23 protein-coding genes and 1 tRNA gene are annotated in these 21,751 nt (G+C 53.2%); 13 read left to right on the top strand and 11 right to left on the bottom strand.

Translation table 11 applies throughout. The features are described 5' to 3' along the window. Window positions 1–4 precede the first annotated feature (4 nt). From JMG82_RS07770 to JMG82_RS07745, 6 genes are all read left to right on the top strand, one after another. Entirely contained in the window at window positions 5–1,117 is a 1,113-nt protein-coding gene (locus tag JMG82_RS07770) for a GGDEF domain-containing protein (RefSeq protein ID WP_201352138.1), read from the top strand. Then, entirely contained in the window at window positions 1,095–1,772 is a 678-nt protein-coding gene (locus JMG82_RS07765; RefSeq protein ID WP_201352137.1) for a Crp/Fnr family transcriptional regulator, read from the top strand. Before JMG82_RS07770 ends, JMG82_RS07765 begins: the two co-directional genes overlap by 23 nt. After that, window positions 1,772–2,581: a CorA family divalent cation transporter gene (locus JMG82_RS07760; protein WP_201352136.1), complete on the top strand. Its 810-nt coding sequence runs from the start codon at window positions 1,772–1,774 to the stop codon at window positions 2,579–2,581. The genes JMG82_RS07765 and JMG82_RS07760 overlap by 1 nt, the downstream gene beginning before the upstream one ends. Window positions 2,582–2,874: 293 nt before the next feature. Next, a complete protein-coding gene (locus JMG82_RS07755) occupies window positions 2,875–3,759 on the top strand; it encodes a YfdX family protein (protein ID WP_201352135.1) in 885 nt (294 codons plus the stop codon). Further along, window positions 3,756–4,358: an HdeD family acid-resistance protein gene (locus tag JMG82_RS07750; RefSeq protein ID WP_201352134.1), complete on the top strand. Its 603-nt coding sequence runs from the start codon at window positions 3,756–3,758 to the stop codon at window positions 4,356–4,358. The genes JMG82_RS07755 and JMG82_RS07750 overlap by 4 nt, the downstream gene beginning before the upstream one ends. A gap of 539 nt (window positions 4,359–4,897) precedes the next feature. Then, the gene (locus tag JMG82_RS07745; RefSeq protein WP_346727056.1) at window positions 4,898–5,467 is read left to right on the top strand and encodes a peroxiredoxin; all 570 of its coding nucleotides are present in this window, start codon (window positions 4,898–4,900) and stop codon (window positions 5,465–5,467) included. Between the two features lie 43 nt (window positions 5,468–5,510). On the opposite strand, the gene JMG82_RS07740 is transcribed toward JMG82_RS07745, so the two are convergent. Then, on the bottom strand, window positions 5,511–6,074 hold the full coding sequence (locus JMG82_RS07740) for a PAS domain-containing protein (RefSeq protein WP_201352132.1): 564 nt from the start codon (window positions 6,072–6,074) through the stop codon (window positions 5,511–5,513). Between the two features lie 168 nt (window positions 6,075–6,242). On the opposite strand from JMG82_RS07740, the gene JMG82_RS07735 reads away from it, so the two are divergent. Genes JMG82_RS07735 through JMG82_RS07710 form a run of 6 tightly spaced genes read left to right on the top strand, consistent with a single transcriptional unit; the run spans window position 6,243 to window position 10,628 of the window. After that, window positions 6,243–6,716, top strand: a complete 474-nt coding sequence (locus JMG82_RS07735; RefSeq protein WP_201352131.1) for a CZB domain-containing protein — start codon at window positions 6,243–6,245, stop codon at window positions 6,714–6,716. Between the two features lie 2 nt (window positions 6,717–6,718). Next, on the top strand, window positions 6,719–7,216 hold the full coding sequence (locus JMG82_RS07730) for a YajQ family cyclic di-GMP-binding protein (RefSeq protein ID WP_201352130.1): 498 nt from the start codon (window positions 6,719–6,721) through the stop codon (window positions 7,214–7,216). A 10-nt stretch (window positions 7,217–7,226) separates the two neighbouring features. Further along, on the top strand, window positions 7,227–7,532 hold the full coding sequence (locus tag JMG82_RS07725) for a hypothetical protein (RefSeq protein ID WP_201352129.1): 306 nt from the start codon (window positions 7,227–7,229) through the stop codon (window positions 7,530–7,532). Window positions 7,533–7,539: 7 nt separating this feature from the next. Next, window positions 7,540–7,860: a DUF309 domain-containing protein gene (locus JMG82_RS07720; protein ID WP_201352128.1), complete on the top strand. Its 321-nt coding sequence runs from the start codon at window positions 7,540–7,542 to the stop codon at window positions 7,858–7,860. Next, the gene (locus tag JMG82_RS07715; protein ID WP_201352127.1) at window positions 7,838–9,139 is read left to right on the top strand and encodes a nitroreductase family protein; all 1,302 of its coding nucleotides are present in this window, start codon (window positions 7,838–7,840) and stop codon (window positions 9,137–9,139) included. The genes JMG82_RS07720 and JMG82_RS07715 overlap by 23 nt, the downstream gene beginning before the upstream one ends. 16 nt (window positions 9,140–9,155) lie before the next feature. Further along, window positions 9,156–10,628, top strand: coding sequence for a sensor domain-containing diguanylate cyclase (locus JMG82_RS07710; RefSeq protein ID WP_201352126.1), 1,473 nt, complete (start codon window positions 9,156–9,158; stop codon window positions 10,626–10,628). A gap of 133 nt (window positions 10,629–10,761) precedes the next feature. On the opposite strand, the gene JMG82_RS07705 is transcribed toward JMG82_RS07710, so the two are convergent. From JMG82_RS07705 to purB, 7 genes are all read right to left on the bottom strand, one after another. Next, window positions 10,762–10,839 (bottom strand) — tRNA-Pro (locus tag JMG82_RS07705). A gap of 34 nt (window positions 10,840–10,873) precedes the next feature. Further along, window positions 10,874–11,572 carry a DUF3972 domain-containing protein gene (locus JMG82_RS07700; RefSeq protein WP_201352125.1) on the bottom strand — a complete coding sequence of 233 codons (699 nt, stop codon included), beginning with the start codon at window positions 11,570–11,572 and terminating at the stop codon, window positions 10,874–10,876. A gap of 92 nt (window positions 11,573–11,664) precedes the next feature. Next, on the bottom strand, window positions 11,665–12,303 hold the full coding sequence (locus tag JMG82_RS07695) for a protein-L-isoaspartate(D-aspartate) O-methyltransferase (protein WP_201352124.1): 639 nt from the start codon (window positions 12,301–12,303) through the stop codon (window positions 11,665–11,667). Next, window positions 12,296–13,042, bottom strand: coding sequence for a carbon-nitrogen hydrolase family protein (locus JMG82_RS07690; RefSeq protein WP_201352123.1), 747 nt, complete (start codon window positions 13,040–13,042; stop codon window positions 12,296–12,298). Before JMG82_RS07690 ends, JMG82_RS07695 begins: the two co-directional genes overlap by 8 nt. Then, the gene (locus JMG82_RS07685) at window positions 13,029–14,051 is read right to left on the bottom strand and encodes a ribonucleotide-diphosphate reductase subunit beta (protein ID WP_201352122.1); all 1,023 of its coding nucleotides are present in this window, start codon (window positions 14,049–14,051) and stop codon (window positions 13,029–13,031) included. The genes JMG82_RS07690 and JMG82_RS07685 overlap by 14 nt, the downstream gene beginning before the upstream one ends. A 163-nt stretch (window positions 14,052–14,214) precedes the next feature. Beyond that, window positions 14,215–16,578, bottom strand: a complete 2,364-nt coding sequence (locus tag JMG82_RS07680) for a ribonucleoside-diphosphate reductase subunit alpha (protein ID WP_201354279.1) — start codon at window positions 16,576–16,578, stop codon at window positions 14,215–14,217. 35 nt (window positions 16,579–16,613) lie between these two features. Then, entirely contained in the window at window positions 16,614–17,945 is a 1,332-nt protein-coding gene (gene purB / locus JMG82_RS07675) for an adenylosuccinate lyase (protein WP_201352121.1), read from the bottom strand. Window positions 17,946–18,073: 128 nt separating this feature from the next. On the opposite strand from purB, the gene JMG82_RS07670 reads away from it, so the two are divergent. Beyond that, on the top strand, window positions 18,074–19,006 hold the full coding sequence (locus JMG82_RS07670; RefSeq protein ID WP_201352120.1) for an RluA family pseudouridine synthase: 933 nt from the start codon (window positions 18,074–18,076) through the stop codon (window positions 19,004–19,006). 198 nt (window positions 19,007–19,204) lie between these two features. Here the strand turns inward: JMG82_RS07670 and rlmN are convergent, their stop codons facing one another. The 3 genes from rlmN to hisF are packed head-to-tail and all read right to left on the bottom strand — an operon-like array spanning window position 19,205 to window position 21,616. Beyond that, on the bottom strand, window positions 19,205–20,290 hold the full coding sequence (gene rlmN, locus JMG82_RS07665) for a dual-specificity RNA methyltransferase RlmN (RefSeq protein WP_201352119.1): 1,086 nt from the start codon (window positions 20,288–20,290) through the stop codon (window positions 19,205–19,207). Continuing rightward, entirely contained in the window at window positions 20,271–20,858 is a 588-nt protein-coding gene (locus JMG82_RS07660; RefSeq protein WP_201352118.1) for a 5'-methylthioadenosine/S-adenosylhomocysteine nucleosidase family protein, read from the bottom strand. Before JMG82_RS07660 ends, rlmN begins: the two co-directional genes overlap by 20 nt. Then, a complete protein-coding gene (gene hisF / locus JMG82_RS07655; RefSeq protein WP_236579215.1) occupies window positions 20,855–21,616 on the bottom strand; it encodes an imidazole glycerol phosphate synthase subunit HisF in 762 nt (253 codons plus the stop codon). The genes JMG82_RS07660 and hisF overlap by 4 nt, the downstream gene beginning before the upstream one ends. Window positions 21,617–21,751 lie beyond the last annotated feature (135 nt).

Below are 21,751 nucleotides of genomic sequence, written 5' to 3'. Positions count from 1 at the left end.
CTCCATGAGAAAAAACAAGTACACTCTCCCACCGCCGCTTCCTAAAACGGGTGATACGGCGGAAACCGAAAACGAATACAGCGAAGAGCGGCGTCAGGCGGTTACACGTCTTCTTTTTATCGTCATTCTCGTACCGATTCTTGCCTGGCTTACCCCGGAACGCAAGATTGCGCTTCATCCTTTCTGGAGCGGTATCGTTCTGTACATCGTTCTGGCTTTTGTACACTTTCGACTGCTGGCCAACGCACCCGAGCGGTTTCGTCGGGCCAGAAAAATCTTTGTCATTTTCCTCGATATCGCCGTCACTTCACTCCTGGTCGCGACATTGAAAGAGACGGGATTTCTTTTCAGCCTTCTTTATATCTGGGTCATTCTGGGCAACGGGATGCGGTTCGGTCCGAAATATCTTTATGTCGCCATGGGTTTTGTCCTGATGGCACTGGCGGGTCTCTATCTCTTCGTCCCCTACTGGCACACCCATACAATCTTTATGCTCTATCTTGCCCTTGCCACCCTGATACTGCCCCTTTTCATGCTGCGGCTTATCTATCGGATCGAACGCAACCGGCTTCAGCTCAAGGCGATTTTGAACAACATGGAGTACAACGCGATGCATGACAGCCTGACCGAACTCGGGAACCGCTTCGCCTTCGACAGCCGGCTGCGTGAATCTTTGGCGTTACGCACCCCTTTTGCCATGATGTTCATCGACCTGGACGGATTCAAGCAGGTTAACGACCGTTTTGGCCACGGTGTGGGCGACCGGGTGCTCAAAGAGGTGGCCGGACGCCTTGAAAGATTCGCTTCACGAAACGATCTTTCCGTATTTCGGCTCGGAGGTGACGAATTCGCGGTTTTGGTTCCTGGTGTGGCGCCGGATGTCCTGGACCGTCTGGCGGGCACACTGCTCCACGCCCTTTCCCAGCCCTATGCCGAGGGAAAAATCGGGGCCATCTCCGCCAGTATCGGCATCAGCCGCTGCCCCCTCGACAGCGAAAACGCATCGGATCTGAAAAAATTCGCAGATATGGCCATGTATCTGGCCAAACAGAGCGGGAAAAACCGCTACCAACTCTACGATCGAAGGACTTTCCGTGTTGCATCTGACCAAACTTGAACCTTTTCACGGCCTCAGCCGGCATCTCATCGACCAAATCAACCGCATCGGCGTGATACGGGAGTACCCAAAAGGCTCGCCGGCGATGGACTCCGACGACACATTGCGCCATTTTTACATCCTGCTGGAAGGGCGTATCAAGGTCTATCGCTACAACCCCCAGAACAATCGGGAGCAGACACTCTATCTGCTTGGACCTCACGACATGTTCGACGTGCTGACGGTGCTGGACGGCCGTCGCCACGAGGTGATGACCGAAGCGATCGATCATGTCAAGGCGCTGGAGCTCCCCATCGACAAGGTGCGGGAGTGGCTCGACACCAACCCGGCCTTCAACCGCGCCTTTTTCCCCTATCTGGCCAGGCAGATGCGCCAGGTCGAGGAGCTGGCGACGGACCTTTCGCTCTACGACACTTCCACGCGCCTGATGAAACTGATATTGAAGAACCTCGACCTGAAAAATCCGGCCAGGCGTCTGGGACTGCTGCAGAACCTCTCCCACGACGAGATCGCCTCAATGATTGGAACGGTGCGCCACGTGGTCAACCGCCACCTGCAGCAGCTCAAAAAAGAGGGAATCCTCAATATCGAGCGCAAGAAACTCGCCGTCAACGATGTGAAGAAACTGCTGGAGAAAGTGGAAGAGGAGTATTGATGAAAATCGACGCGCTGCTGCTGGAAGATATCGAAAACGCCAGCCACCCTTCCCATTTCGAGATGGGAGAGGATTATGCCGTGTTGATTCTGCGTCTGCCGGAAATGACGGAGAGAGGGCTCGATATCGTTTCCTACGCTTTTGTCGTAGAAAACGGTCTCTGCTACCGTTTCGACAGAAAAGCGAAAAGGCTGGAGACCTCCGGGACTTTGGAAGATATGTACGAGTTTTTGGATACCAAAACCGAGAGGCTCATCAAGGATATGCAGCGCTACCATTTCGAGATAGAGCAGCTCGAAGAGACGCTTTACGACGGGTCGCTTCCGAAAGATTTCATGGCCCGGTGGATCGCCTACAAAAAAGACGTTTCGCTGATTCACCGTCTTATGTTCCATGCCTCCCTGGCGTTCGAACTTTTCGTCCGTTATCACAAAAAGCAAGAAGGGTTCCAGGCGCTCGCCTTCGCCGATTTGATGGAGCATATGGGGCGCATCCGCGACCTGGCCAAGGCGGCGATGGACAAACTGGACAACCTCTACGACTTCTACCGGGCCAAAGTGGACGAGCGGATGAACCGCAACATGTACTGGCTCACCATTATCTCCGCCATTTTCCTGCCGCTGACCCTGGTAACCGGATTTTTCGGCATGAATACGGGTGGTTTACCCTACACCGACGATCCCCACGGCACCGTGAAAGTGGTGATTATATCTCTTCTGCTCGAAGTGCTCTTTTTGATACCTTTCATCCTTATGAATATGCAAAAAACCCGGAAATTCCGCCTGCGATTCAAAAAACATTCCGAATAGTTGCCAACTGACGTTACGCAAAAAGCGGAACGTCATCTCGAAATCTCTGATTTCGAAGCTTTAGGGGGGTGCAGGGGACGGCCAGTCCCCGCCAAAACAAGCGAGGCGGTCCCGAAGGGATGTTTCTTTAGAAAACATGGGCTTTGCTCATGTTTTGCGTAAGATCAGTTGCTAAATGATACCTGGGTAGCAGAACCCTTCCTCTCTTTTTTCTACAATAACGACACGTAAAATCGATGAGGTGCCCACATGCAACGGGCCCTGACAACCCCAACCGGAAAAAGGAGCGACAGATGAAAAAAGTATGGATTTCCCTCGTGGCGGCAGCCCTGCTCGCTGCTCCGGCCGCGATGGCGGAAACTTCCGCGCAGGTCAGCAAACATGCGGTCCAGAAAGCGGAGAAAAGAGCGAAGAACGAGCAGCTCGAAGTGGTTCAGGAAGCGGTGGAAGCCGTGGCTTTGACCCAGCAGGTTCTGGTGGATCTGGACAAGAAAAATGTGAAAAAAGCGAAGGCCGACCTTGAGAAAGCGATCGGCAAGCTGGAAGTGGTGCTGGAGCATCCCGATGCACCGGCTCTGCTGCCCATCGACTCCTCCATCGTCGCCACCGAGTACATAGGTGATGCAAAGAGCATCGAAAAGAGCCTGGCGGCGGTCAAGAAACTGCTGGCGGTGGGCGATGTCCAGGCGGCACGGCGCCTTTTGAACACTCTTCAGAGCGAAATCGACGTCATCAGCGTCAATCTGCCTCTGGTATCCTATCCGCAGGCATTGAAACTGGCGGCCAAATACCTCAACGAGGGCAAGGTGAAAGAGGCACGCGATGTACTCGAAATGGCGCTGGGAACGCTGGTGCAGAACCAGATCGTCATTCCCCTGCCTCTGCTGAAAGCCCAGGCGCTGATCGAAGCGGCCAGTACGGTGGCCAAAAAGGACAAAGAGCAGGCTCTCAAGCATCTCGAGGCGGCCCGAAACGAGCTGAAAGTGGCCAAAGCGTTGGGATACACCAGCAGCAGCGATACGACTTATAAAATGCTGGATGAGGCGATCGAGAAGATCGAAAAAGAGGTGAAAGGGCCCAACAAAGCGGAAAAGCTCTTCAAGGAGCTGATCGAAAAACTCAAAGAATTCAAAGAGAACGCGACGAAGAACGTCAGCGGGAAAAAGAGTGAAAAATGACCATCATCGGGCGATTCCAGTTCGACAAGGAGACGCTGAAAAAGTATAGCGGCCAGACCGTCATCGCGGGTGTTTTAATGATGGTGCTGGGACTCGTCGGCCTCTTGGCGCCGACATTGATGTCGGTGGTGACCGTCTATTTCCTGGCGTGGCTCTTTCTTTTCAGCGGCCTCGTGCAGGGATACAACACCTGGAAGAACTACGGCGGGCACATCGGAGCGTGGGTCAAGCCAACGATCTCCGTCATCACCGCCTTTTTGCTGATGTTCTTCCCGCTGCCGGGTGTGGCGGCCACGGCGATTTTGCTGGTGGTCTATCTGTTGATGGACGCCTATTCGAGCCTGACTCTGGGCTGGCACTACAAACCCAACAAAGGGTGGTGGTTGATGCTGACCAACGGTATCCTTTCCATCGTCCTGGCCATCATTCTGCTGGTGGGATGGCCCGTCAGCTCCTTGGTGCTGGTCGGGCTTTTTGTTGGCATCAGCCTCTTTTTCGACGGCGCGGCCCTGGTCGGCATGGGGCTGGGCGCCAAGAAGATCGGCGACGAGGAGATCGAAACAGAGAAAAAGAGTCGCAAAAGTGAAAAGAATAACTGACGTTACGCAAAAAGCGGAACGTCATCTCGAAATCTCCGATTTCGTAGCTTTAGGGGGGTGCAGGGGACGGCCAGTCCCCGCCAAACCATGGGCTTTGCTCATGGTTTGCGTAATATCAGAGAATAAAACAGAAATGAAATAAAAAGCAATCGCAGTAGATTCCACAAAATATCGGACGAATATCAAAAAAGGAGGAATGCCATGAGTATGCCATTGCTTGGAGAGAAATTCCCGTCCATCGAGGTGCAGACCACCCATGGACCGATGAAATTTCCCGAAGATTATAAACTGATGTTACGCGGTATACACCACCATCCGCGGCATCAACGTCGTGCAAGCTCAAGGCGCCACGGTGAGGCGTAGCTGAAGCTACGCCGATGCCGTCGCAACACGGAGATTGTGCGGCGATGGTACCGCCCCTTCGGGGTCCAACGAGAACGCACGCACTGCTTCGTTGAAAACAACCGAATGTAGCTTTGGCTACGCTCGAACCTTTTCGCCTCGCATTGCATGTATTCTCGTTGGACGGATGATGGTGTATACTGCGTAACATCAGTTATAAAGGAAAGTGGGTCGTGCTGTTCAGCCATCCGGCCGATTTCACGCCGGTATGTACGACCGAATTCGTGTCGTTTCAGAAACACAAAGAGCAGTTCGACGCCCTGGGTGCCGAGCTGGTAGGCTTCTCCATCGACCAGGTCTTCAGCCATATCAAATGGGTCGAGTGGATCAAGGAGAAGCTTAACGTGCAGATCGAGTTCCCGATCATCGCCGGCACCGACACGCTGGCGGCCGAGATCGGCATGCTGCATCCGGCCAAAGGGACCAATACGGTACGGGCTGTCTTCATCATCGATCCGGAAGGAACGGTGCGGACCATTCTCTACTATCCGCAGGAGATCGGACGGAATATCGGCGAAATCGTCCGCGCGCTCAAGGCGCTGCAGAAGAGTGATGCCGACGGCGTCGCCACGCCGGCCAACTGGCCCGACAACGAACTAATCGGCGACCATGTCATCATTCCGCCGGCGACCGACTGCGAAACCGCCGAAACGCGCGTCAAAGAGTACGAGTGCTTCGACTGGTGGTTCTGTCACAAACCGCAATAAAACGTCTCGCTTGCGAAGCCGGCGGCGAAGGTTCGCCGCCGCTTTATCCGAACATCCGCTTCATCATTTTGAAAAAGGTTTTGAAAAGTCCTTTGTTTCCGATCAGTTCGTCGATAAATTCGTCGTAGGTTTTTCCTCTCTCTTCCAGATAGCCCCGCAGGTACTTTTCGGAGGCTTCCATGCCGCCCGCCTCTTCGATTTCCAGCAGCTTTTCGTAAATCGGTTCGATCGCTTTGACAGCCTTTTTGGGGGCCGCTTTCCGAAAGGCGGTATACCCGACGATCTCGTCGCTCAACGGATCCACCTTGGTCTCGAATTCGGTGACGACCCAGTAGTAGCGACCGTCTTTGGCAAGATTCTTGACGAGCGCATAGATGTTTTTCCGGTTTTTGATCCGGTCCCACATCATCTTGAAGACGATTTTGGGCATGTCGGGATGGCGGATGATGCTGTGGGGCTGCCCCAGCAGCTCCGTCTCCTTGTATCCGCAGATCTGGACAAAGTAGTCGTTGCCGTACTCGATGATCCCTTTCGGGTCGGTTTTGCTGACAATGTAGCGCTTGGGATCGAGCACGATCTCTTCGTCGATAGGTTCGGGTCTTTTCATCGCTTAACACCTTATGAACAAAATTGTTAAAAATAGGTTTGAACCCCCGTAAACAGGGCACTCTATATATCGTCTTTAATGAAAAATATATTACAATAGACTATAGAACTTATCTTTTGCGGAAGCAGACGGAAATTCCAAAGAGGGGTTCTGGATTGGAGCATCGGCATGAAAAAAGATGAAGCGCTCAAAGAGATAGAAAAGGCTATCACCTCGCATGAGGAGCAGCTCAAAACGAGCCGGCTCATGGCTTACGGGATGCAGGTGGACAAAGAGGGGGCGGCCCTGAACGAGAGGCGATGCGCTTTCGGAAGATGGCTCTACGACAACATGGCATGGCTCAAACGCTTTTTCGGAACCGCCACGATCGAAGAGATTGAAAAAATCCACACACTCTGGCATAATGAAAACCGCAAGATATACGAGATCTACTCCCGCAAAAAAGAGGGACGCGGCCTGTTTGGGAAGCTGCTGGGGAAAAAGCGGTTCGAAGAGGGGGATCTCGACCGGGCGAAAGCCTATTACGAAGAGTTGAAAAAGCTGACGGAAGAGCTGGTCAAACGCATGAAGCTTCTGCTGGTGCGTGCCAAGTCGCGGCCGGAAGACGATTACGAAAAGATAAAGAGAGAGACGAAGGAGTAGAAATGGCGAAAGAGCACAGTTTCGACATATCGGCCAAAGCGGATATGCAGGAGATCAAAAACGCGATTCAGCAGGCACAGAAAGAGGCGGAAAACAGATACGATTTCAAGGGGCTGGTCAAAGAGATAACGCTGAATGAAAAGGCCAAGACGATCACAGTGACCAGTTCCAGCGACAACAAACTCGATGCGTTGATCGATATTCTTATCGGCAAGATCATCAAGCGGGGGCTTGACCCCAAAGTGCTCAAAGAGACGAGCCGTGAAGATGCCAGCGGCGGCACACGGCGGGCGGTTTTCGCCATCGTCGACGCCATCGCCAAAGAGGACGCCAAACGTATCGTCAAAGAGATCAAGGGGCTCAAACTCAAGGTGCAGGCCGCTATCCAGGGTGACGAGATCCGCGTCAGCGGGAAATCGCTGGACGATCTTCAGGCGGTGATGGCCCACCTCAAATCGCTCGATCTCGATTTCCCCATCAATTTCGGAAATTACCGCTGAGTTTCGGGATATGGCCGAATTCAGGGACGAATGGACACAGGAGGAGTTTCTGCGGGCCAAAAAAGAGTTGGAGGCCCGGGGACGCAAAGTGCTGCTGGTCGATACGATCGCCAAGGAGATCGAGGGGGCCGGTACGGTGCTCTACAATCCCTACGAGCTAAAAGATTATCCGGAAGGGACCGTGCTGGTCTTTTATTGCGATACGGGCAAAGAGACGAAAGAGCGATTGCCCGAGTTTCGAAAGAAATTTCCCGACAAAATCTGCATCTCCCTGCGGGGCGGTCGCGGTTACTGGCGAAAAACGCTGCGGGTTTGAGGGGAAAATGATGGGCGAGGCGTGCAGAAGCTTCATTCGACTGATCCGCGCAGGAGAGTATTATGAGGCGCATGAAGCGCTGGAGGAGGTCTGGTTTCCCCGACGCTTCGAAAAAAACGACGAAATCAGGCTGATCAAAGGCTTTATCAACGCATCGGTCGCTTTCGAATTGGCCAAACGGAACCGAATGGAGCCTGCCCGCAAAACATGGAGTGTCTACCTGAAATACCGTCCTTTGCTGAATGAAATCGAAAGCGGGCATGTCGCGCTCTATCGAGAAATCGAACGGACCCTGGAAAAGACGCATGAACAACTGTTTGGGCCGTGAATATCACGAATCGACGAAGCACTCCTGGCTCTCTGTGCGCCAGCATCCCAATCGCCTTGATTGGGAAAACCGACCCTCGCCGATGAAGTCCTATCCTCGCCGATACCCTCGTATCCGCCTCGAAAAAGAGTGCCCTGCCCACATCTTCATCTACCACATCGGTGGCATCACGGCCAAGAAGAGCTACCCCGGTGTCGAGTACTACCTTCGCACCGTTCCCAGCGCCGGCGCGCTCTACCCGAACGAACTCTATTTTCAGGCCCGCGGGGTCGAAGGTTTCAAGGATGGCATCTACCATTTCGAGGTCGGTTCCTCCTCGGCGGTGCTCTTGCGGTCCATCGGGAAAGACGAGGGACTGGAGCCGTTTTTGCGGCTGCGGCATCCGATGCGCGGCCTGCTCTTTTTCATCAGCTCTCCCTGGTACCGCTCGGCCTGGAAATACAAAGACCGGGCCTTTCGCTACACTCTGCTCGATGCCGGCCACCTGCTGGGGGCCATCGAGGCGGGAAGCTATCTCTACAAGCATGCCTACCGTATCACCTATGCGGCCGACCTGGAAGGATTGAACCGCTTTTTCGGCTTCAGGGAGAGGGAATTTTTCCTCTCCTCGGCCATCGCGGCAGTCCCGGATACGCAGGGTGAGGCTGTTGTGCCCGACAGCGGTATCGAACAGGTCGACCCGGTGGGCGCGTTTGAAGCCTCTCCCCTCATCGAACGGGCCTACAGGGAGACGATGACGCTGCACGGCTGCAGAAAAGAGCCGGGATTTCCCAGATTCGCCTTTCACAAAGAGGCGTGGCGGGAGGTGATCGTAAAGAGGCGGTCGGCGCGTGCCTTTTCTGCGGGAAAAGGTGTGACAAGGGCGCAGTTTCAGATGCTTGCGGAGATTTTGGAACAGCCGATTCCCTCGGATTGCGACGAACCTGTCGAAATATATGCGGTTCTCAATAGAAGCACCGATATGCCGATAGGTATCTACAGTGGCAAAAAGCTGATACGTGAAGGTGATTTTGCAAAAAAAGCGGCCTATCTCTGCCTTGAGCAGAGTTTTGTCGCCGACAGCGCCATCACGTTTTTTCTTCTTTCGGGCGGGTGCAACTATCGCGCGCTCTGCCAGAAAGCCGGGCTGCTGGGTCATAGGGTCTATCTGGCTTCCGGCTATCTTGGGCTCGGGTGCAGCGGTATCGGCGCCTATTACGACGACGAGGTGGCAGATTGGCTCGGCAGAAAGGATGCGATGGTCCTCTATGCGCTGGCGGTCGGTCCCGAAGAGCGATGAAAAACCAGAGAGAAAGATGATGCAAAAAACAAACAACGAATGGCTCGTGACCGCGCTGAAGTGCGCCGGTATCATTATTCTCGGGCTCTTTCTCTACATGGGGATCGACTATTACGCCAAAAACGCGCTGGAGGAGATGTCGCGGCAGACCCTGAAGAGGGAAAAAGAGCTTCTGGCCGTGGAGCTGGAATCTTTTAAAAATACGACAGATACCATTGCCGCCATCCTTTTCGGCCGTGATGCCGCTTCGTCGCTTGTTAGCCTCTACAGCGGCGAAGAGAACAACGTGACAGTCCGCAAAAAACTTCTCAAGCACTTTGGACCGATTTACGAGAGGCTTCATCGGCACGGTTTGAAACATATCAATTTCTATCTGCCTGACGGCACGGTCCTTCTGCGCCTGCATGCGCCGGAAAAATATGGCGATTCTCTGCTGGCAAAGCGTACGTCGATCGCGATGATCGTCCAGGAGCACAAACCCCTTCATGGCTTCGAGTCGGGGCTTTACAGGGGGCTCTATCCGATCTTTCACAAAAAGGATTTTGTCGGGATTGCGGAACTCTCTTTCGCTTTCGCCCCGATGAAGCGGATTCTTGAAAAGGTGCACGGCGGCAAAACGCACTACTTTCTGGTATTCGAGAAGAGAGGGATCGAAGCGGGCGGCAATGGCGAGCGGCTTCGGGAGTATCGCAAGTGCCATATCGACGACGCTTTCGTTATGAGATCAACAGAGGTGGAAGGCGCCCGGATCCTTCGTGATGCCGGTTTTACGGCATCCTTGAAGCCTTATCGGGAATTTTCCGTTTCGTTGCTTTCCAAAACGGGTGGCCGCATCATCGTGAGCTTTCTGCCGCTGAAGACGATTGAGGGAAGCCATGGCGGCTATCATATCATCCTGCAGGAAGGCGGCGATGCGGCAGAGTCTTTGCGCTCGAATCTCCAGGTGGCCCGGATGGCGGTGATTCTCACCGTCTCTGTCGCGGTCCTTTTGATCTTGATGCTTCAGCTTTACCGTATCAGGGCGCGCCGGGCCATTATCGATCCTCTGACAGGCATCTACAACAAACAAGGCTGCATGGTCGCCCTCGGACATATAGGCAGGCGGTACGGTCTTATTCTAATCGATATAGACAACCTCGAAGGGATCAATACCTCCTACGGGCGAAAAAAGGGGGACGAAGTGCTGAAAACGATCGCGCATATCATCGATTCCCATATCCGCCAGGACGATCTTTTCTGCCGGTACGAAGGGGATGAATTCCTTCTTTTTATCGCCAACGCCACGGAGGAGCAGGCGCGCATCATCGCCGACAAAGCCCGCAGATATATCGCCATCCACACGTTCGATGGGATAGGAAAGGTGACGGTGGGCATCGGCATCGCCATCCGTCACCACAACGAATCGCTCGCCACGCTGATATCCCGGGCACGCAAAGAGATTGAAACGCGTCGCGTCGCCGATGAGGATGAAAACGGCCAAAAGGCCTAAAATAGGGCACAAAAAGTCCGTTCAAAAAAGAAAGCACAAAAGAGGGTTCGCTCTGAATGTGCGGAAGACTTCTTTTTTATCCGGTGATGATCGAAATTCTGGAGTATCGAATTTGAAAAAAGTGTCGAAGCAATGGTCGGAGTGGCGGGATTCGAACCCGCGGCCTCTACCACCCCAAGGTAGCACGCTAACCAGGCTGCGCCACACCCCGACATTGGAGACGGGAATTATACCAAAAAGTTCGTTTATTCCAAAATGTCTTCGTAAAAATCGTAACAGGAGATATAATAGATGCCGTTTTGTTTTTTGATGCGGCTGTCTCCCTTCTTGTAGGCTTTCTTGAAACGTTTGACCACCTGTTTGGCTTTGTTGTAGTTGTATTTCTGTCTCTGGATGAGGTCGCCCAGAGGAATCCAGCACTCCTCCTCGCTCTCTTTTTTGTTCTTTTTTTTGTTCTTTTTCTCTTTTTCCCCTTTGGGTTTCTCCGCACGGGGAGCTTTCTCCTCTTCGGGACGGACCTCGATGTGGGCCTCCTCGCTTTTGGGAGTCGGTTCGCTCTCGCTATGGGTGAGGTGGTAGTTGTGCTGATAGATCACTTTCATTTCGTGGAAAGCCTGCTTGAGCAGTGTGATCTCCTGCTGGAGGGTCTGGGTGATCTGGGCGTTCGCTTCCTTGAGATCCTCGATAGCGGCTTTGAGGACTTCGATGGTTTCGTCTTTGGCACGCACGATCTCTCGGTATTCGTCAATCAGGGAGACCTGTTCGATCTTCTCCTCCATTGTCGGCTTGTCAACCTCCGATTCAATGTCCGAAGCCACAATGACATAGTACCGCCCATCGATCTTGCGCGAGGGAAGCGTGCCGCGTTTGATTTTGGCGTAGACACTCTGCCTGGAGAGACCGTGCATTTTGGCATATTCGGAGGGTTTGACAAGTTGTTGCATCGTTTTGTCCCATCATTGTCATATTTGATGCATTATACCAAAAAGTCGCGCCAAAGGCCCGCATTGCGCGCTTCTTTTTGTCAAGGTGGCGTTTACTCGATGCCTGACTTCACCGGAACGAAGAGGCAGCTCTCTTTGGCCGTGGCCGCAATGGTGCCGCCCTCTTTTCTGAACTGGGTGATGATCTGCTCGCCGCCTCTTTCGATCGGGGCGACGAGAATGCCCCCCTCCGCGAGCTGTTTAAAAAGTGTATCGGGAACTTCCCGAATCGAAGCGGAGAAGAGAATGCGGTCGAAGGGGGCGTATTGGCGCCAACCGCGCTGTCCGTCGTCCAGGCGTGTATGGATGTTGTGGATGTCGAGTTGCCTGAAGCGCTCTTTCGCCTCCTTGAGCAAGGCCTCGATCCGTTCGATCGTGAAGACGCGTCGGAAGAGCCGGCTGAGGATGGCGGCCTGGTAACCGCTGCCGCAGCCGATTTCAAGAACATTGTCCGCTCCGTCGGGTTCGAGATAGACGGTCATCTTCGCCACGGTCAGCGGTGAGCTTATCCACTGATCCGCCTTGATGGGAAGGGCATCCAGGCGGTAGGCCCAGTGCCTGAAGCCGACAGGGACGAACATCTCCCTGTCGATGGCCGTAAAGGCTTTGTAAATGGTGGGTGTCAAAGGGATTTCCGAGGCGATGTCATCGGCGAAATTTTCAAGCTTGATCTGTTTGGCGGTGTCAATCATTGAATAGCCCCATGCGGATATAGCGACGTATGAGTCTGATGCGTCTGAAATCGAGGGTGCCTTCGATGACGGAGGCATCGTCGTTTTTGACACACTTCCCGTTGGGGTCGATGACGGCACTGCTCTTTGCCATCTCCTCATCGGCGCTGTTGGCGACGACGCAGTAGCACTGGTTGCAGATGGCGAGAGCCCGGGGCAGAATATCGAGATGTTTTTTTCTCGGGAGTCCCCACCGTGCAGGCAGAAGAATGATGTCCGCGCCGCGGAGTTTGAGCCAGTATTCGCTATAGCGGACTTCGAAGCAGACCATCAGGCCCAATTTTATGCCCTCGATTTCGAAAATCTCCAGCTTCTCTTCGCTGCCCGCGGCAAAATATTTGTCTTCGTCGCCAAGCAGGAAAAGCCTTATCTTGTCCTGGGTATGGACGACTCTGCCGTTGTGCAGGACATAGGTGCGGTTGTAAAAGTTGTCATTCTCTTTGACGATGAGTGTCAAGGTGACGATTCTCTCCGCCGAGTACGGGAGGATCTCCGCCAGCGCCTCTTTGGCCATGCCTGCGGCCTCCTCCATCCTGTCGTAGGGATAACCTGTCACATAGACTTCCGGTGTGACAACGATGGAGTGCGGTGGTAGGGCTTCGATCTCGCGGCAAAGCCGCGATACGTTGGCACGAAAATCGTACGGATCGGTCGGCAACTGGAGGGCGTAGCAGCGCATCGTCGGCTTAGAAGTCGTCAAAGCTTATGCTGCCTTTGGAGTAGTTGGTGACGTTGCCTTCGAAAAAGTTGGTTTTCTGGTCGTTGAATGTCGAGAAACTGTCAACCCATTTGATCGGATTGTCCGCGCCGAACATCGGTTCCAGGCCGATTGCCCTGAGCCGCTTGTCGGTCAGGTACTGGATATATTCGTCGATAATCTGCTGATTAAGACCCAGAATCTGGTCTTCGGTCACATACCATCCCCAGTTGCGCTCCAGTTCGTAGGCCTGCCGATACATCTTTCGCATATTGCTCACGACCCGTTCGTTGAAGAGGTGGGGGTACTCTTTCTTGATCTCCTTGATGATATTGCTGTAAAGTGCTAGATGCGTCACTTCGTCACGCTGGATAAAACGGATCATCTGGGCGGAGCCCAGCATTTTGCCGCTGCGTGCCAGCGCGTACATCGCCGAAAAGCCGCTGTAGAAGTAGATGCCCTCGAGACACTGGTTGGCGACGAGCATGTAGAGTTTCGCTTCGTCGTCGTCCTGTGCGAGACCGCCGTACTTTTCGTAGACATTCCCGATGAAGGAGTTTTTGCGCAGCAGTTCCGTATCGCTTTTCCACATGTCGTAGATTTCGTCGGTGTTGATCGAGATGGAGTCGACCATGACGGCGTAGCTCTGGGAGTGCAGCGCCTCCTCGAAAGCCTGGCGCACCAGGCACATATTGACCTCCGGGGCGGTGATCCAGGGATTGACATTGTCGACGGTGTTGTTGGTCTGTATCGAATCCATGAAGATGAGCTGGGCCAGGACCTTGTCGTACATGCGTCGCTCTGCGGGCAGCAGATGCTTGTAGTCCCGGGCATCTTCCGTGAGGTCGACCTCCTTGGGAAACCAGGTGTTGGCCATCATCACTTCCCAAAGGTTGTAAGCCCATTCGTAGCTGCAGCGGTTGAGGTTGATGATCCCCGGCGTACAGCCGTTGATGATCGAGGTAGTCGAACGCGAGGTATCGCATTCGGTGCTGTAGAGCTTCTTTTTCATTGTTGTATCGTACCTCTTGAATGTGAGATATATGAGGGCTTCGGAGGTGCCCTAGTGAGAAATCGATTGTATCCAAAAGAATATAAAAGTAGTTTTACATATAAAAAACAGTTATAAAAATCTCCCGAACTCCCCGTGAATGGGCAGCCGGGAGAGGAATTTTTTATTGACAGCCCAGACACTCCATGCTTCTATCCGCCACCTCTTCGACCATTTCGGGAGACTGGCTCCGCAGATAGTAGGTCGACTTGATGCCCAGCCGCCACGCTTCGGTATAGATTTCGTGAAGGTAGCGTCCACTCGCCTTGTCGAGGGACATGAAGATATTGAGACTCTGCCCCTGGTCGATCCATTTTTGGCGGACCGCCGCGGCGCGCACCAGAATCTTCTGGTCGAGCTCGTAGGCCGGAGTGTAGTATTCCCACGTATCCGGACTCAGATTGGGAACGACCACCGGAATCAGGCCGCTGAGGTTCTCTTCGAACCATTTGCGCTTGTACACCGGTTCGATGGTCTGGGTCGTGCCCACGAGTATGGAGATGGAGCTTGTTGGCGCGATGGCCATCAGGTACCCGTTGCGCATGCCGTCTTCCTTCACTTTTTTGCGCAGCGCCTCCCAGTCGTAGATATAGCCGAAGAGCCCACCCCGGTCGGTCAGCGCACGCGCCCTGTCGTTCGCGTTGTCGATGGGCAGAATGCCACGACTCCACTTGGAGCCTTCGTAATCGGGATAGATCCCCTTTTCGATGGCGAGATTCGAAGAGGCCTTGATGGCATTGTAGCTGATCATCTCCATCACTTCGTCGATCAGGTTGAGGTGTTCGCTGCTGCCCCACTTGACCTGTTTTTCCGCCACCATCTGCGCTTCTCCCATGACGCCAAGCCCGATGGCACGTGAACGCTCGTTCGTTTTTTTGACCTTTTCGAGGGGGTAGAAGTTGAGATCGATCACATTGTCGAGCATTCTTACGGCGATCGGAATTACGCGCTCTATGTCTTCTTTGGTATGGATTTTCGAGAGGTTGACGCTCGCGAGGTTGCACACCGCCGTTCTGCCGTCCTCCCCGACCTTCTCGACGATATAGATCTCCTTGCCGCCGATCGCGTCGAGTGCCGTGATCTTTTTCGCCTTTTTTGTAATGCCGCTGTCAACGGTGACATCCTCTTCCTCTTCGTAGTAGGCGACGGTGCCGTCAGTGAACTTCACCTGCACTTTGTAGCGGTTCGGCTCGGTGTTCTGGAAAATCTCCGTGCAAAGATTGGAGCTGCGGATGATGCCGCAGTGGTCATTGGGATTGATCTTGTTGGCGGTATCTTTGAAACAGAGGAAAGGGTTGCCGACCTCGAAGTAGCTCATCAGGATCTTTTTCCAAAGTTCCTTGGCCTTGACTCTCTCTTTGAGAATGTTCGGGTCGTTTTCGTACTCGATGTAGCGTTTTTCGAAAGCCTCGCCATACAGATCGGTCAGGTCGCCCGTCTCGTAAGGGTCGAAGAGGGTCCAGACACCATCCTCTTCGACACGTTTCATAAAAAGGTCGTTGATCCACAGCGCGGGGAAGAGGTCATGGGCGCGGCGGCGCTCTTCGCCCGAGTTTTTCTTGAGATCGATGAAATCCCAGATATCAAGATGCCACGGTTCGATATAGACGGCGATCGCCCCTTTGCGGGTTCCCAGCTGGTCGACGGCGATGGCGATGTCGTTGGTGATCTTCAGAAAAGGCACGATGCCCCCGGCGGCATTTTTGTGGCTGTCGATGTAGCTGCCCATGGCCCGCACTTTGCTCCAGTCCCAGCCGATGCCCCCGCCGAATTTGGAAAGAAGAGCCATCTCCTTGTAGGCGTCGAAGATTCCCTCGATCTTGTCGGGCGTGCTTCCGATGTAGCAGGAGGAGAGCTGGTGACGGGGTGTCCGGGCGTTGGAGAGGGTCGGTGTGGCCACCATCACCTCGAATCGGCTGATGACGTCGTAAAACTTCTTTGCCCACTCCTGGCAGTTGAGCTCGTTCTGTGCCAGGAACATTGCCACACCCATGAAAAGATGCTGCGGCAGTTCGATCGGATGGTTCTGCCTGTCCTTGAGGAGATAACGGTCGTAGAGGGTGCGGATGCCCAGGTAGGTAAACTGCAGATCCCGTTCCGGTTTGATGTAGTCGTTTAGATCATCGAGATCGTACTTCTCCTTCAGGCCAAGCACGATCCGTCCCTCTTTTTCCCCTTTCTCGAAATAGTCGCGAAGATGGTTGTAGCCTGTAAAGCCGTTGACTTTGTGATAGAGGTCGTAAAGGAAAAGGCGTGCCGCGACGAAGGTCCAGTTGGGACGGTCTATGTCGATCTTGTCAACGGCCGTTTTTATCAGTGTCTGCTGAATCTCTTCCGTCGTGATACGGTCCCTGAACTGGATTTTGGCATCGACTTCCAGTTCGCTCTGGCTCACGCCTTCCAGTCCTTCGACTGCGGCCGACGTATATTTCTGAATTTTCGTAATGTCGAGCGGTTCGGCCCGACCGTTTCGCTTGATGACTGTCAACACTCCCAGTGACATCTCTCTCCCTCTTCTGTTTTTCAGTTTTCAAAGACGCGCGCAAAAATGCGGTCGACGTTTTTCGTATAATACCCGTAATCGAAGCAGTCTCGGATCTCCTCTTCGCTGAGCTTGCTGCGAAGCTCTTCGTCCGAGAGAAGATACTGCAGGTAGAGGCTCTCCCCTTTTTCGTTCAGGGCAGGTTTGCCCTTCTGCAGATCCTCCCACACTTTCATGGCATTGCGCTGAACGATCTTGTAGGCATCCTCCCGTGTCATTCCACGCTTTGGAAGTTCGAGCAGAACCCTCTGCGAAAAGACAAGACCGCCGGTAAGGTTCAGGTTTTTCATCATGTTTTCCGGATAAACCACCAGTTTGTCGAGCAGGCCGTTGAGGCGCATCAGCATGAAATCGGCGGTGACAAAGCCGTCCGGAAGAATGAACCGCTCAACGGAACTGTGGCTGATATCGCGCTCGTGCCAGAGTGCCACATTTTCCATGGCGGGCATGCAGTAGCTCCTTACCATGCGTGCCAGGCCCGTCAGATTCTCGCTCAGAACGGGATTGCGTTTGTGGGGCATTGCCGAGCTTCCCTTTTGGCCTTTGTGGAAATACTCTTCGCATTCGTAGACTTCGGTTCGCTGGAAGTGGCGGATGTTGACGGCAATCTTTTCGACCGTCGAAGCCATCAGCGCCAGGGCGCTCATCAGGCGTGCGTACCGGTCGCGCTGTATCACCTGGTTGGATACGGGGGCCGGTTTGAGACCGAGTTCTTCGCAGACATACTCTTCCAGCTCCATCGGGGCGTGGGCGAAATTCCCCATGGCGCCGCTTATTTTGCCGACATTGATCACCTCGTAGGTCTCTTCGAGATTTTTGAGGTGCCGCTTCATCTCGTCGTACCAGATGGCCAGCACGAGGCCGAAAGTGATCGGTTCGCCGTGAATCCCGTGGCTGCGCCCCACCATCAGGGTGAATTTGTGTTCCATCGCGCGCCGCTTGATCGTCTCCATGACCTGCCGGACATCCTCGATGATCAGTTTCAGGCTCTCGCGCATCTGCAGGGCGACAGCGGTGTCAATCGTGTCGGAACTTGTCATGCCGTAATGGACCCACCGGCTCTCCTCCCCGAGGCTTTCGGCGACGGATGTAAGAAAGGCGATGACATCGTGCCGCGTCTCTTTTTCGATCTCGTCGATTCTCGCGATGTCGAACGAAGCGTTCTCTTCGATCTTTTTCGCATCTTCGTCGGGAATGAGCCCGAGGCGATTCCACGCTTTGACAGCGGCGATTTCCACATCCAGCCATGCCTGGTATTTGGCCTGCATCGTCCATTTCGACTTCATCTCTTCTCTGGCGTACCGTTCGACCATTTCAATCCTTTGCGACAAGTGTGATTGGAAGTTTTTTGTTCAGATTTACTTCTGAGAAAATATAAAGATTTTATAGAAAATTGTGTTAAAAAGAGGTAAAAAAGAAAAAATCGTTTCCAAGGATCGAGATGGCATTTGTCACGCAACGGTACCAAGTCGAAAAACCCATGCCGGCCTTTCTCTTCCTGATGCGCCGACTGGGTGTTCGTCAGGGAGAGGCCCAAAAAATTGTAGCGTCGGGGCGACTCGTCGTCAACGGTGTCGTCTGTGAAAACAGCGGAGAAAAAATCAGCGGGGATGTGGCGGTCAAACAGTTCGTTCCGCAGTCAAGGGGCATCACTCCCCTCTTCTCGACACCGGACTTCGGTCTGTTTGACAAACCAAGCGGTGTTCTGGTCCACCCTACGACCCACAGGACTCCCCACTCCATGCTCGACGATATCCGGCATGTCTACGGCGGGTTCGCCAATGCAATCCACCGTATCGACATGGAGACCAGTGGGCTGCTGCTGGTCAGCCGAAACAAAGCGGCTGAACGACGCCTTAAAACCATGTTCGAGGACCGGGGCGTGGAAAAGAGCTATCTCGCCTGGGTGCGCGGGCGCATCGACGCCCCTTTCGATGTGGATGTCCCCCTGAAGCGAAACGACGATTTCTCAAGCATCAAACTCAAAGTACTCGTTGACCCCGAAGGCAAACCCTCTTTTACCCATTTTGAGCCGGTCGAGTACGACAGTGAACACGACGCCACGCTTGTGCGGGCTTTTCCTTATACGGGCAGGCAACATCAAATACGCGTACATTTGTTTCACGTGAAACATCCCATCATCGGCGATCCGATTTACGGCGTTCCCGTCGATATCGCGATCGAATATCTCGACAAAAAGCTGCCGCACGACAAGAGACTTTTCTATATGGGAGCGGAACGGATGCTGCTGCATGCCCAAAGCTTGACATTTGACTATCAAGGTGTCAATTACCGGTTTGAGTCGAAGATCGATTTTGAAAATCTGAAACGTTTGATTGTCAAGCCGAGCCAAAGAGCCGCAATGTTCCAATGATATATCGCGGGACTGACGCTTAGAGACTCATCCGAATTTGTCGGGAAAAGGAAAATTCCGACAATATGTTGTCAATCAAGCATCGGCATGACAAACTGAAAGGAAAATGTCAATCTTCTTTGTTGGCGAGAATGAAACCGCCGACTCCGACGATGACGACGAGGACCAAAAAAAGAATCATGCCGTAGTCGAGATAGGTCATGAAACGGACTCCCTTCTCTCCTCAGCCAGCTCCTGCTCTCTCAACTGTCCGCAGGCGGCACTGATGTCGAGCCCCTTCGATTCACGGATCGTGCACAGCAGACCCCTGTTCAGCAGATAATCCTGAAAGGCTTTCATTTTCTCCGGCTCCGGACGCTGGAAGGTTGTTCCGGGATAGGGGTTGAAATAGATGAGGTTGACTTTGGATTTGATCCCTTGCAGCAGCTTGAGAAGTTTTTTTGCGCTGGCGATGTCGTCATTGACATCCTTGATGACAAGATATTCGAACATGACGCGTTTTCGTGTGTTGACAGGAAAAGCTTTTACAGCGTCGATGATCGAAGCGATATTGTAGGCTTTGTTCATGGGTATCAACTCTTCCCTTAACGCATCGTCAACGGCATGGAGACTAATAGCCAACTGGACGCCAAGCTCCATTTCTCCGAGCTTTTTTATTTTGGAACTGATGCCGCTTGTCGACACAGTCTGTCGCTTTGGAGAGATGCTCAGTCCATTCTCGTTCGCGAATATCGCAATCGATTTTGAAAGATTGTCAAGGTTGTCCAGCGGTTCCCCCATGCCCATATAGACAATATTGACGCGCCGGTTGCTGGCAATGTCATTGTCCTTTTTTATTTCGAGCACCTGCCCCACGATCTCCCCTGCAGTCAGGTTGCGCACAAAGCCGCCTTTTGCTGTAAGGCAGAAGGCGCATCCCACCTTGCAGCCTACCTGGCTTGAGACGCAAACGGTAAATTTGGGATGATGCAGCAGTTCGCCGTTTTCGTCGTAAACGGCATCTTTCATCTTCAGAAGTACCGCTTCCACTGTATGGCCATCCTGCAGCTCGAAAAGATATTTGATGCTTCCGTCGATGCTTTTTTGTTTCTGAACGGTTTTGAGCGGAGATATAACGAAACGGCTCTGCAATTCCTCGCGAAGTTTTTTTGGCACATTCTCCATCTGCATGAAATCGGAGATGTGGTGCTGATAAACCCAGTTGTAAATCTGCTTGGCCCTGAATTTGGGCGGAAACAGCCTTTCAAGCTCTTCTTGTGTGTAGTCAAGAATCGATGGTTTCAAGGTTCGGTATCCTCTTGGTCAAAAAATTTGTCAGGCGACGCATCGCCTCCTCGTGATTTGTCACAAAATCCCTGTGGGCGTTTTCGTCGCACATATTCGTTACCACAAAAATGCCGCCGCATGGAATATTGAAACTTTTCGCCACCTGCATAACGGAATAGAACTCCATATTCTCCAATCCGATGCCAAGTCGATTGAATGCGCTGGCAAGTTTGAAATCTGTCGTGATATAGTTGCTTGAGTTGACAATGACCGGATGTTTCGAATGGGCTAACCTTTCAAAGGGTGTTTCACGTGAAACATTCTCGTCCGAAACGATTACATTCTCCTCCAGCGGCGTGTAGCTTTTCTTCTGGAGAAAAGAGAGTTCGATCTGGCTCGCCGCTTTCGATTCCACAATGTCGAAAATCCGATACTGCCCGTAACTCCCTGCACTGCCGACAAAGAGCAGAAATTCGGGCGGTGTTATCATGACGAGCCGTGTCAGATTCACGGCGCTTTCGCACAGGCCCATGCCAATTGGCGTGGCAAAGGGAAACGTTTCGCTGTTGCCGGCACAGACGATCATAGGCGAACCGGAATGTTGTGTTCGTGCAGATATCGCTTCAAATCCATGATTTCGATCTCCCTGAAGTGAAAAATCGAAGCGGCCAGGGCGGCGTCCGCGCCTGCATCGAACGCTTCCTTGATATGCTCCATCGTGCCGGCGCCGCCGCTCGCGATAACCGGAACATGCACTGCCGTCCCGACGGCATGGTTGAGCACATTGTCGTATCCGGCTTTCGTGCCGTCGGCATCCATCGAGGTAAGAAGTATCTCCCCCGCCCCTCTGTCGACCACTTCTTTGGCCCATTCAAGCACATCGATGCCGGTATCGATGCGCCCGCCGTTGATGAACACGTGCCATTTTTCGGGTGCGACCCGCTTGGCATCGATGGCCACGACGATACATTGGGAACCGAAACGCTTCGCGCCTTCGTCGATAAAATCGGGACGCTTGATGGCAGCGGAGTTGACACTCACTTTGTCGCATCCGACATTGAGCAGGGCGTAGATGTCATCGAGTTTGCGAATGCCGCCGCCCACTGTCAATGGAATGAATACCTCTTTGGCGACTTCTTCGACAATATGGACAATGGTGTCACGGTTTTCGTGGCTGGCGGTAATGTCGAGGAAGGTGACCTCGTCCGCACCCTCTTCGTTGTAGCGTTTGGCAACCTCCACGGGGTCGCCGGCATCCTTGAGACCGACGAAGTTGACACCTTTGACCACTCGCCCGTCTTTGACATCGAGACATGGGATGATACGTTTCGCAAAAGTTTCCAAATAACACATCCGTTCGCTATTTTTGTATAATACACAATCAAACCGTGCGCAAAGCGTGAGGACCCGGCACAGATTCGCTTGTGTATTTCTTTCCGCATTATATCCAATTTTGTCGCGCTGACGCTTCATGATTTA

This window comes from Hydrogenimonas urashimensis (genome assembly GCF_016593255.1).
In the GTDB taxonomy this organism is placed as follows: domain Bacteria; phylum Campylobacterota; class Campylobacteria; order Campylobacterales; family Hydrogenimonadaceae; genus Hydrogenimonas; species Hydrogenimonas urashimensis.
This window is presented reverse-complemented; position numbering and strand designations above follow the sequence as displayed.